9 protein-coding genes, 2 tRNA genes and 1 pseudogene are annotated in these 9,026 nt (G+C 36.4%); 9 read left to right on the top strand and 3 right to left on the bottom strand.

Features of this window, described 5'->3' with window-relative positions; genetic code table 11:
* The first annotated feature begins 226 nt into the window (after positions 1 to 226).
* Positions 227 to 299, top strand: a tRNA-Lys gene (locus B5E95_RS09855).
* A gap of 128 nt (positions 300 to 427) precedes the next feature.
* On the opposite strand, the pseudogene B5E95_RS11030 reads toward B5E95_RS09855, so the two are convergent.
* Positions 428 to 628, bottom strand: a pseudogene (locus B5E95_RS11030) (hypothetical protein); the annotation flags it as partial.
* Positions 629 to 825: 197 nt separating this feature from the next.
* Between B5E95_RS11030 and B5E95_RS09845 the strand changes: the two are divergent.
* The 8 genes from B5E95_RS09845 to B5E95_RS09810 all read left to right on the top strand — a co-directional run bounded on the left by B5E95_RS09845 (position 826) and on the right by B5E95_RS09810 (position 7,450).
* Complete coding sequence (locus tag B5E95_RS09845; protein WP_087236505.1) at positions 826 to 1,584, top strand: lysophospholipid acyltransferase family protein; 759 nt, start codon at positions 826 to 828, stop codon at positions 1,582 to 1,584.
* A gap of 101 nt (positions 1,585 to 1,685) precedes the next feature.
* Positions 1,686 to 2,522, top strand: coding sequence for a glycosyltransferase (locus B5E95_RS09840; protein ID WP_087176762.1), 837 nt, complete (start codon positions 1,686 to 1,688; stop codon positions 2,520 to 2,522).
* Positions 2,523 to 2,539: 17 nt separating this feature from the next.
* On the top strand, positions 2,540 to 3,496 hold the full coding sequence (locus tag B5E95_RS09835; protein WP_087236503.1) for a glycosyltransferase family 8 protein: 957 nt from the start codon (positions 2,540 to 2,542) through the stop codon (positions 3,494 to 3,496).
* An 11-nt stretch (positions 3,497 to 3,507) separates the two neighbouring features.
* Positions 3,508 to 4,455, top strand: coding sequence for a glycosyltransferase family 8 protein (locus B5E95_RS09830; RefSeq protein WP_087236501.1), 948 nt, complete (start codon positions 3,508 to 3,510; stop codon positions 4,453 to 4,455).
* A complete protein-coding gene (locus B5E95_RS09825; protein WP_087236499.1) occupies positions 4,452 to 5,321 on the top strand; it encodes a lysophospholipid acyltransferase family protein in 870 nt (289 codons plus the stop codon). Before B5E95_RS09830 ends, B5E95_RS09825 begins: the two co-directional genes overlap by 4 nt.
* Before the next feature lie 91 nt (positions 5,322 to 5,412).
* Complete coding sequence (locus tag B5E95_RS09820; protein WP_056945469.1) at positions 5,413 to 5,631, top strand: cytochrome b5 domain-containing protein; 219 nt, start codon at positions 5,413 to 5,415, stop codon at positions 5,629 to 5,631.
* 155 nt (positions 5,632 to 5,786) lie between these two features.
* Positions 5,787 to 6,416 carry a LysR family transcriptional regulator gene (locus tag B5E95_RS09815; protein ID WP_087176766.1) on the top strand — a complete coding sequence of 210 codons (630 nt, stop codon included), beginning with the start codon at positions 5,787 to 5,789 and terminating at the stop codon, positions 6,414 to 6,416.
* Positions 6,417 to 6,535: 119 nt separating this feature from the next.
* A complete protein-coding gene (locus B5E95_RS09810) occupies positions 6,536 to 7,450 on the top strand; it encodes a LysR family transcriptional regulator (protein WP_087236497.1) in 915 nt (304 codons plus the stop codon).
* 38 nt (positions 7,451 to 7,488) lie between these two features.
* On the opposite strand, the gene brnQ is transcribed toward B5E95_RS09810, so the two are convergent.
* Entirely contained in the window at positions 7,489 to 8,847 is a 1,359-nt protein-coding gene (gene brnQ, locus B5E95_RS09805; RefSeq protein ID WP_087236507.1) for a branched-chain amino acid transport system II carrier protein, read from the bottom strand.
* Between the two features lie 97 nt (positions 8,848 to 8,944).
* Positions 8,945 to 9,017, bottom strand: a tRNA-Asn gene (locus B5E95_RS09800).
* Positions 9,018 to 9,026: the final 9 nt, after the last annotated feature.

Genomic DNA, 9,026 nt, shown 5'->3' with positions numbered 1-9,026 from the left:
CATGTGTCCAAAGCAGTCACGGCATTGGCTTCATCTCCACTTTACATAGTAAAAGAAAAAGTGTTGAACGACTACTCCGTCGAGTAATCATCCAACACTAGATTAGTATGTTTTGTTTTTTATGTTTTTGAGCAATTATTTTGACTTTTTTTAAAAAAGTACTTGTCAAAAGCAAAATCTACTGGTAATATATTTAACTGTCAGCGAGAGAGCTGATAAAAAATATGGGTGGCTAGCTCAGCTGGCAGAGCAACGGACTCTTAATCCGTGGGTCCAGGGTTCGATCCCCTGGCCACCCATAATATGGAAATGGCACTGCAAGAAGGCGGTGCTTTTTTTGTGCTTAAAATTGAATAAAGAAAAAGACTGATATCTCCTTGCTGATTATAGCGAAGACTATCAGTCTTTTTTGCTTATATTTCAAAAATTATTTCTTCAATGATGCAACTTTTGCTTCTTCTGGAGTGTTAGATGGGGTAAGTTTCAACCCGATGTCGATAGATTTAACATCACTAGCTTTTACATAACCATTCTTACCAACATGAATAGTACTCCAACGAGCTGTTGGTGTAGTACTTGCGTAAAAACTCGTACCTACTAAGTGATAGAATAATTCACCTCTCTTTTGATCAACTGATCAGAGGGAATTAAAGAACGTCCATTGGACTTCACCTCTGTTTGATAATATTCAACAAGGTACTAATTTAATTTGACCAATAATAGTCTTTATACTAATTACTGCAACTAAAAACATCCCTGCCTCAGCATAAGCAACGGAGTTTTTTCATGCTATGATTAATAAGATAAGCCTACGGAGGAAGAAGAATGAAACGCGTTTATTACTACCATAAAACTACAGACGATGTTGTCGACAGCCATAACCAAAATTTCAGCTTACCCGATGATTACGTCATCCTGCCAACCTCTCGCGCTGCCAAAATCTGGTCTGCTATTGCTCGACGCCTCGCAGCTGGCTTCGGCTGGATCGGCTTTCGCCTCTTTGACCACGTCCAAGTCATCGGCAAAGAAAAGCTAAAACAAGTTGACGGTGGCTATTTCATCTACGGCAACCACACCCGTCCTATGGGCGACGTCTTCACCTCACTCACTATTTTTCCAGTAAAAAACTTCTACGCAATCGCGGGACAGGCCAACTGGGGCATCCCCTTCATTGGCAAATATCTCGTCCGCTACGGCGGCTTACCCGTCGGCAAAGACATCAAGCAGTCAATTAAACTAATCAAGGCCATTCAAACCGTGATCAACGACAAAAAAGGCGAGGTCCTCATCTACCCTGAAGCCCACGTTTGGCCCTATTACACCAAAATCAGATATTTTGACTCCACCAGCATGCACTTTCCTGTCAAGCTAGGCGCTCCAAGTTTCGTTATGACGAAAACCTACCATAAAAAGCGCATAGGACGTCGTCCACGCTGCGTTATTTACATTGATGGGCCATTTTATCCAGATCAAACTCTAACCCGTAAGGAAGCGCAAAATAAGCTACACGATCAAATCTGGCAAGCCATGAATAAGCGAGCAAAACTCAGCAACTACGAATATTATCAATACATCAAAAAATAAAAGCCGTCCTATATTTGGGCGGCTTTTATCATTAATGGGCTAAAACTTTTCCATGGTATCATATAGTTGTCAATCTTTATCACTAAAGAACAGGAGAAGATATGAATATACTTTTTTGTGGAGACGAAAACGCGGAAGATGGCGTTTTAATCTCTACTCTTTCTTTAATAAAAAATTCCGGCGCTAAGAAATTACACCTTTACATCTTAACCATGGATGCTCACAGCGATGAACGTAAGTATCATTCATTTTCCATGCAAGCCGCAAATTATATTCGCAGCCTTTTGACCCAGGCAAATCCTAACAATACTTTGCAATTAATTGACTGCACAGAACTATTTGAAAAGCAACCGCCAACTGTCAACATGAATACGCGTTTTACACCTTATGCCATGCTTAGATTATTTGCGGATCAACTGCCTGAGATTCCTGATCGCATTCTTTATCTTGACGATGACATTATCATCAGAAGCGACATTACCGAGTTTTATCAGCAAGATATGACAGGTATCGAACTAGCCGGTGTGCTTGATTACTGGGGAAAATTTTTCTTCCACAACGTCAAGACTAAGCATGTCTTTGATTACCTCAATTCGGGCGTTTTGCTTTTGAATATGCCTAAGATCAAAGAAACTGATCTTTTTGCTAAAGTGCGTCAAATGATGCAAACTAAGAAGATGTTCTTGCCAGATCAATCAGCTATTAACAAATTAGCTGTCGCTAAGCGTGTTTTTCCACGCTACTACAACGAACAATACAAGTTGCAGAAGAACACCAAGATTCAGCATTTCACCACCAGCTTTCGTTTCTGGCCTTACTTTCATACTCAGACCGTTAAGCCATGGGATGTTGATCGCGTACACAGCGTACTTCATTTACATGAATATGATGATATCCTTACCGAATATCTCAAAATACGCCATAATTTAAAGAAATAGTTTTTTGGAGGAAAATTATGAAAACAATTCCAGTATTTTACACTATCAGTGACAATTACACACCTTATGCCTATGTTTCAATTCAATCGTTAATTGATCATGCAGATCCTAACAAGGACTACACCATCACCCTTTTAGTTCAAGAAATCTCTCCTGAACACAAGAAGAGCTTAGAAGACATGTCTACTGACAACATTCACGTTAACATTTTTCACATCAGTGATGACATGGTAAATCGAATTCACAAGGGCAAGGAAAACTATTTGCGTGCCCAATTCTTCACTATGTCAATTTTCTACCGTCTATTTATTCCAGACCTCTTCCCACAATACGACAAGGCCGTTTATTTAGACGCTGACACAATTATTTGTGATGATATTGCCAATCTTTATGACACCGAAATTGGTGAGAATATGTTTGCCAGCTGTCCTGATTTATCCATTCGCTACATGCCACTTTTGCAAAAATATATCAAGGAATGCCAAGGTATTTTACCAGCTGAAAAGTACATCAACAACGGCGTGATCGTCTTTAACATGAAGGCATTCAGAGACAAGCATTTCGTAGACAAGTTTTATTACTTAATGGACAAATATCACTTCGATAATGTCGATCCTGACCAAGCCTACATGAACGAAATCTGTGAAGACAAGATTTATCACTTGCCTAAAGAATGGGACGCTATGCCTAATGAAAGCATCCCTGAATTCGAAAATCCTAAGATCGTGCACTACAACTTATTCTTCAAGCCATGGCACTTCGCCGATGTCCAATACGGTCACTACTTCTGGGATGTTGCCAAGAAGACACCATATTATGATGAATTAAAGAAACAATTAGCTGATTTTACAGATGAAGATCGTCAAAGAGCTCGTGCTGACCTAGAGCGGATGGCTGAAAAGGTTGATATGATCGTTCAAGAACCAAATACTTGGGCTAAAGTTAAGCAACATGAATCCGTAAAGATCGATTAAGGAAGGCAATTATGACAGTTCCAGTTTTTTATAGCATTAGTGACGACTTCACTAAGTATGCTGCAGTATCGCTTAATTCACTGGTTAAACATGCAAATCCTGAGACAGACTACACAGTATATTTTTTAAACCAAGATTTATCTGGCCAGCATAAACAAGATTTAAGTGATCTTGGCATTCAAAATGTGCACGTTAAATTTTTCCATATTGATGATGAATTAGTTAAGCCAATTCAAAATCGCAAAGAAAATTTCCTGCGCGCTGATTTCTTTACCATGTCGATTTTTTATCGCTTGTTTATCCCGGAATTATTCCCGCAATACGACAAAGCAATTTATATCGACAGTGACACTATTGTAAATGATGACATTGCCAAACTTTACAACACCGAACTAGGCAACAACCTATTCGGTGCTTGCACCGACTCCTCTATCCAATATGTAGCCAAAATGGTGAAATACATCAAAGATGTTTTAGCGCTAGATCCAAAGAAATATATTAACTCAGGAATGCTAGTCATGAACTCTAAGGCATTCCGCGATGAGCATTTCATTAACCACTTCATGAATTTACTAGAAAGATACCACTTTGACTGTATTGCCCCAGATCAGGATTACTTAAATGAAATTGGTGAAGGAAGGATTTTGCACCTTGATCCGCGTTGGGATGCGATGCCTAATGAAAATACTAAGCCACTGAAAAATCCTGGTCTGATCCACTACAATCTTTTCTTTAAACCATGGCATTTTAAAAATGTTCAATACGAAGATTACTTCTGGCAAAGTGCTAAAGAGACTAAGTTTTATAATGAATTAAAAGCTGAACTCGATAATTATACTGACGCCGAACGCGCAGATGATCGAGAAAAACTTAATCACATGCTTTTAAAGGAAGATAAAACTGAACAAGATCCTAATAATTGGGCACGAGTGAAAGAACGAGAGGCTGTTAAACTATGATTTTTGGCGATAATCGCGAAGCTGTAATTAAAAATATTCAAAAAGCTGCCAACAAGCGAGACTTTACGGCAAAGGCAGAAATTGGCGATCCACAAATGACGCTTGATGAACGATTGAAGTTAGTTAATGACTATTGGAAAAATCGCAAATCATTTTCTAGCAAAATTAATAATCAAATTGGACACGCTATGCTTACTACTTTTGCCAAAACCTTAGCAGGTTCTACTGAATTCAAGGGATTGGAAAATTTAAACAATCTTCCTATTGGTGGAGCAATCGTAACTGCTAACCACTTTAACCAGATTGATTCTTTACCAATTAAATTATTAGCCAACAAGATGCATCATCAACTCTCAATCGTCATTGAAGATACTAACTTGATGCTGCCAGGCTTCTTCCGCTATTTAATGAACTATGTTGGAACTATCCCTCTAGTTCAAAGCGCAAGTTATATTGGCAATGTATTTCCTAAGCATTTAAGCAACGCACTAGCTAAAAACAACTGGGTATTAATTTATCCTGAACAAGAAATGTGGTGGAATTATCGTAAACCACGTAAATTGCAACGTGGCGCCTATTACTTTGCTGCAAAACAAAACGTGCCAGTTATTTCGCTCTTTATTGAGATTAGTGATTTGCCAAAAATAGAAAAGAAAGACTCTAATTTCTACGAGACTAAATATATTGTCCATGTTTTACAACCGATTTTTCCTGATGTTTCTTTAAATGCTAATGAAAATGCGCATAAAATGATGGAACAAGATTATCAACAAAAAGTTGCCGCATACGAAAAAATTTACGGTAAGAAACTTAATTATGATTTCACAGATTGGGATATCGCAGGCTGGCGCGGCCATCTTTCATAAGAAAAATATAAGATAATTTGAAATAGTTTGTTCTAAAGTGACAACGTGTTACCATTAATATAACGTATTTTACTTTAGAAAGGAACTTCCTATGAAAAAATTTACCAGAGAAACTCTGTCAAACTATAACGGAAAAAATGGTCGACCTGCCTATATTGCAGTCAACGGTACCGTATATGATGTAACTAACAATTCTCAATGGACCAATGGCGAATACCATAATATTATGGCCGGCCAAGATGTTAGTTTTAACTTAACTAATACGCCAGATGTATTAGTTAATATTAATAAGGTTGGTTTATACAACTAGAAATAAATAAAAAATTTGATCAATAAAATAAATCCCCAAAAGAGAGCAGACTGTAAACATCTGCTCTCTTTTTTCTTCTCAAGTCGAATATTGTTCTTATTTAAAAAGATAATATAATAATAGTTAGTATATTATTATAAGTGAAGTGCTAAATTATGAATCTAAATCAACTTTATTACTTTAATGAATTGGTTAAACAACACCAATTTTCTAGTGCTGCAAAACGATTACATATTTCTCAGCCTAGCTTATCTAATTCAATCAAAACCTTAGAAAAAGAATTACATTATAATTTAATCGAACGGCGTAACGGCCGTATTGAATTAACAGAATACGGTCAAATATTCCTTGAATCAGCAGATTCCATTATATTAACCCTCGAAAAAGCAAAAAATAATATTAATCATACCAAGCAAATGAGAAATAATACTATAGAAATAGGTTGCATCCCCACTGCTAGAGAGAACTTTCTGCCTCATATTACTTCAGCATTCGAAAAAGAAAATTCTAGCACATTTCATTACATTTACCACAATGCTATTTCTAATCAAATTTGCTTAGAAGTCCAAAACGGAAATTTCGACTTAGGCGTTTGTTCAAAAACTGATAATTATTCTGATTTAAACTTTATTCCTTTATATGTTGAAAATACCGTTTTTACAGCTTCAAAATTGGCATCTAAATTAGAGCTGCCTCAAAGCACGCGAACCATCTATCTAGTCTATAGTACTAAGCATCAGTTATCTCAACCTGCTCAGCAATTAATTGATTTTATTGCAAACTAAAAAATCAGCCAAAAAGGCTGATATTTTTTGTTCTAAATCTATACCTAATTTATAGATGAAATAGTTCTCTAGCTAATGCGTTATAATAATTTTATTATCGAAGGAAAGAAGGAATTTTCATGAATGACCCTGAAGCTTTATTACATTATCTTGATGTATTACTTAAAGAGAGCAATTTTACTAAAGCAGCGCGAGAATTATATATTTCTCAACCTTATTTGACCCAGTTAATAAAAAGAATCGAGAAAAAACTTGGTACCAAAATTATCAATCGTGACCGGACACCTTTTTCATTAACAGAAGCAGGCATGATTTATTACAAGTATTTAGAAAATATTTCTTACAGTGACCAACAATTGGATCGCGACCTTGCTCCATATACCCAACCTAACAAGGAAATCATTAAATTAGGCATTTTAGAAAGCTTAGGTTCATTTTTATTGCCTCGATTATTACCTTCATTTTTACAAAAAAATCCTAACGTGGAAATTCAGTTATTTGAAAATTCTCCACGCAAAAATGAAACAAATTTACTCAATGGTGACATTGATTGTTATATTGGACAAACACCTGAGACTATTTCCCACGATTTAGATTACCTAGTCAAAAATGGAGAACAATATTATGTAGTCATCCCTCAGAATTCGCCTTATTTCCGCTCTGACAAGTTTATTTTAGAAGCAGATGACTTAGACCTTAAGGAAGTTTTGCAGGCTCCTATGGTATTAAGTGCCTCAGAATCGGCAATTCGACATCAAGTGAACGGCTTATTTCAAAAATTTCATATTAAGCCTTGCATTGTTTTAGAAAGTAAAAGCATCATTACGGCTACAGACTTAGCATTAAGAGGAGTAGGCCTTACTATTTCTTCAGCTAGCATACTTAGCCGTATGCGTCAAACTCCAGTGAACCTACTAAAAATTGATGAAAATTTAATTTATATTAACTTCTTTATCGCAACTAAAAAAGAAGCCAAGATTTCTTCTTCTTTGCAAGAATTAATCGAAGAATTTAAAAATCTCGATTTAAGTTAAAAAGCATCTGTAAGTTTTTACCTACAGATGCTTTATTGTTAACTATTTTTAGCTTTAATCTTAAATATAATAGTTCCTAGTATTAAACCGACAAGCATAGGAACTACCCAAGATAACCCTTGTCCTGCTAACGGAAGAGTATTTCTAACATGAGCAATAGCCAATCCAAACGAACTTTGACTAACTACTGGCGGCATGCTGACGATCATATCAAGAATAGCTGGAATTAGTGTAAAGAATAAGCTCACCACGTACATAGTCTTATTTTTCTTAAAAATATGCACGCCCAACGATAGAATAATTACTACAATTGCAATTGGATAAAGCAGCATAAGTACCGGCTTAGACCAAGCAATAATCGTTTCCAGACCGCAATTAGCTACCAAGAAAGCAGCACCACAAGAAATCCCCAACCAATTGTGATAGCTTAATTTTGAATAATGAGCATGAAAATCTTGTGCAAAGGCTGCTACTAATCCCACAGCTGTAGTGATACAAGTTAGGATTATTAAAGCTGCTAATAGTGCTTGTCCAGCAATACCTGCATAACTTTGAACGATTTGTGAAAAGGCAATTCCTCCGTCAGCAGAAACTTTAAATCGACCTAAAGACATAGCTCCAATGATGATTAGAAATACGTAGATCAATCCTATGGCTGACATACTAAATACACCTGACTTAGCAGTAACTATTGCGACACTTTTGTCTTCCTTTTTACCCATTTGCCTAATTGCGGTAATAATAGTTACTCCAAATGCCAATCCTGCCAATGCATCCATAGTGTTGTAGCCCTCTAAAAAGCCATTAATAAATGAAAGACCGCTACTACCATATGCATTGGTTGCTGGAGCCGCATTAGGATCTCCCATCGGAAAAAGAAAAACAATGAAAAACACTAAAAAGAGTAAGATTAAAAAGATAGGATTTAAAATCTTACCCAGAGCACTTAAAATATCACTTTCTTTATATGCAATAAGATAAGCAAAAATGAAAAATAAAGTCGTAAAAATCAATAAACCAATCTGATTAAACTGCTTTGGTACAAAAGGAGCTATTCCGACGGTATATGAAACAGTCGCCGTTCTAGGGGTACCAAATAATGGGCCAATAGTTAAATGAATCAAAGTCATGAACACTAATGCAAATTTTGCCCCAGCTGGCAAACCAATATCATACACACCATCTGAATGCGTCAATGCAATAGCTAACACCGAAAATAGCGGTAATAGCACACCCGTTACTAAAAATCCTACTGCTGCAAACGACCAATCATGTCCAGCAATTTGTCCTAAGTGAAGTGGAAAGATTAAGTTACCTGCACCAAAAAACAGAGCAAATAACATGGAACTGATTACGAAGTAATCTTTTTTAGATAACTCGCGTTCAATCTTTTCCATTTCATCCATAATATCAACTCCTAAATATTAATATTTCGACATTATCTCATAAAAAGGATAAAAAAAGAAGGAAGCTAGGCTTCCTTCTCTCTCCTTACTCCGGCTGTCAGACTCGAACTGACGACATCTTGATTAACAGTCAAGCGCTCTACCAACTGAGCTAAGCCGGAATATTAAAA

This window comes from Lactobacillus gallinarum (genome assembly GCF_002160635.1).
GTDB classification, from domain to species: Bacteria; Bacillota; Bacilli; order Lactobacillales; family Lactobacillaceae; genus Lactobacillus; species Lactobacillus gallinarum.
The sequence above is the reverse complement of the archived record's forward strand: the minus strand, read 5'-3'. Positions and strand labels throughout refer to the sequence as shown.